The organism is Streptomyces sp. SID5643, from assembly GCF_009872555.1.
GTDB lineage: Bacteria > Actinomycetota > Actinomycetes > Streptomycetales > Streptomycetaceae > Streptomyces > Streptomyces iakyrus.
The window spans coordinates 1-2,675 of sequence record NZ_WWIC01000049.1 but is presented as its reverse complement, the minus strand read 5'-3'; the positions used below and the strand labels follow the sequence as shown (position 1 = coordinate 2,675).

1 protein-coding gene is annotated in these 2,675 nt (G+C 71.6%); it reads right to left on the bottom strand.

Annotation, left to right across the window (positions count from 1 at the left end; translation table 11 throughout):
• The coding region (locus tag GTY56_RS41070; RefSeq protein ID WP_346345424.1) for a type I polyketide synthase at window positions 1-2,615 on the bottom strand (2,615 nt) is incomplete at its 3' end.
• Between the last annotated feature and the right edge of the window lie 60 nt (window positions 2,616-2,675).

The window sequence follows — 2,675 nt, the reverse complement described above, 5'->3', positions numbered from 1 at the left end:
GCCGTCAACCCGTTGCTCGCACCGTCCTGGTTCACCGCCGAACCACGCACCACCGCCAGCACCCGACGCCCATGACGCACCGCATCCGACAACCGCTCCACGAGCAACACGCCCGCGCCCTCAGCCGGTCCGAAGCCGTCGGCCGAGGCGGAGAACGCCTTGCAGCGGCCGTCGGCGGCGACTGCTCGCTGCCGGGAGAACTCCACGAGCACCTCCGGCGTCGACATCACGGTCGCACCACCGGCGAGGGCGAGGTCGCACTCGCCGTTGCGCAGCGCCCGCACCGCCAGATGCAACGCGACCAGCGACGACGAACACGCCGTGTCCACCGTCAGCGCCGGCCCCTCCAGGCCGAGGGTGTACGAGATACGGCCCGACATGACGCTGGCCGAGTTGCCGGTGCCGAGGTAGCCGTCGAAGCTCTCGCTGCCGTTCTGCAGCAACGGCATGTAGTGCTGACCGTTGGTTCCCATGAACACGCCGGTACGGCTGCCGCGCCGGCCGGCCGGGTCGAGCCCGGCACGTTCGAACGATTCCCAGGCGAGTTCCAGGATGATTCGCTGTTGTGGGTCCATCGCCAGGGCCTCACGCGGCGAGATGCCGAAGAACCCCGCGTCGAACTCCCCCGCGTCATGGAGGAAGCCGCCCTCCCGGACGTAGGCACGCCCCGCCGCGTCCGGATCCGGGTCGTACAGGCCCGCCACATCCCAGCCCCGGTTGACGGGCAGGTTCGTGATGGCGTCGTGGCCGGCTTCGAGCAGCTCCCAGAGCTCGTCGGGTGTTCCGACGTCTCCAGGGAGGCGGCAGGCCATGCCGATGATGGCGATCGGCTCGTCCTGGCCCGCCGGAGGCGGACCGCTCGGGGCGTTCGGCTCGGAGTCGGCGCGTTCCACATCGTCCTCGCCCAGTAGTTCCTCGCGCAGATGGTCGGCGAGTGCACGGGGGTGGGGGTGGTCGAAGACAAGGGAGGCCGGAAGGGTGAGCCCGGTGGCCTCCTGGAGCCGGTTGCGCAGTTCCATCGCGGTCATGGAGGTGAAGCCGATGTCCTTGAACGCCCGACTCTGGTCGATCGCGTCGGGAGCGCCCTCACCCAGCACGGCCGCCACATGGGCGGTGACCACCTCCAGGAGGGCCTTTCGCTGGGCGTTCCGGGGCTTGTCACGCAGGGAGCGCGCCAGCTCCGTTCCGCTGGACGCGCCGATCCGGGCGGCCTGGTCCGCCATGGCTGCCGCCTCCGCCTCACGGAGACGGCGCACCTCGGGCAGCTCATCGAAGAGGACGCTGGGACGTAGGGAGGTGAAGGACGCCAGGAACTGCTCCCAATCGACATCGGCCACCGCGGCGTTGCCCGCGCCGCTGCCCAGCGCCCGGTTCAGCTCCGCGAGTGCGGCGCGGGGCTCCAGCGGAGCGATGCCGTACTGCCGCAGCGACTCGGCGGCAGAGCCGTCCGCGGTGACGGAACCCGCCCAGGGCGTCCACGCGACGGAGACCGTCGGCAGACCCCGGGCTTGGCGGCGGGCGGCCAGGGCATCGAGGTGAGCGGCGCCGACGGCGTACGCACCCTGCCGGACACCACCCCAGACCCTGGCAACTGAGGAGATCAGCACCAGCTCCGGTACGCGTGGCCCGTCGAGCAGTGCGTCGAAGTGCGCGGCGGTCGCGGACTTGGCGGTGACCGCCGCCGCGAGATCGGCCGGGCTCGTGCTCTCGAGCGGAGCGAGTTCCACCGCGGGCGGAACGACGACCACCGTGGCAGGGGTGTGCTCGGTGACGAGGGCGGCGAGGACCGCACGGTCCGCGAGGTCGGGCGCCGCAGCGGTCGTCACGCGCTGAGCCACGTCCGAGAGCGCGGCCGGAAGTTCGGTCAGGCCGGGATCGGCGAGCACGACACGGTCCGCGCCGTCCGTGAGCAGCCATCGGGCCAGCGGCTCACCGACAGCGTCGAGATCCCCGGCCAGCAGCACCGTGCCCCGCGGGCGCCAGTCCTTCCGTCCCCGGCGGGCAGTGGCTCGTACGAGACGCCGGCCGTAGGCGCCCGAGGGCCGCACCGCCAGCTGATCCTCACCGGCAGCGATCCCGGCGGCCAGTGCCCGCACCGCCAGACCCACCGACCGCGCGTCGGCGTCCGCCGGGAGATCGATCAGACCACCCCAGCGATCGGGGATTTCAAGAGCGGCAACCTGTCCGAGCGCCCAGAGTTGCGCGCCCGCCGTCTCCGGCACCTCACCGGGCACCACGGCCACCGCACCCCGCGTCACCGCCCACACCGGAACACCGAACCGGTCTCGCAGGGCTTGGCGCATCAGCGTCAGCGATGCGGCTCCCCCGAGCGATACCTCGCCGTGCTCCGGGTGCGGGCCCACCGCCAGTCCGAGGAGTGACAGGATGCCCGTGACGTCCGTTGCTTCCTCGGAGATCCCGTTGAAACGGCCGTCGAAGTCCGCTGTGGCGGGGGCAAGAGCAAGGGTGTGCACGGTGGCGCCGTGGGTGGTGAGGGTTTGCTGGACGTCGTGGGCGACACGCGTGGCGTCCGCGTCCAGGTGTTCGGGCACGACGAGCAGCCACCGGCCCCCAAGACGCACCGACTCCGGCAACGACAGACTCTTCCACGTCACCTCGTACGACAGACCGTCCTGCGGCCCCGACGCAACAACCGCCGCAGAAGGACGCGACTC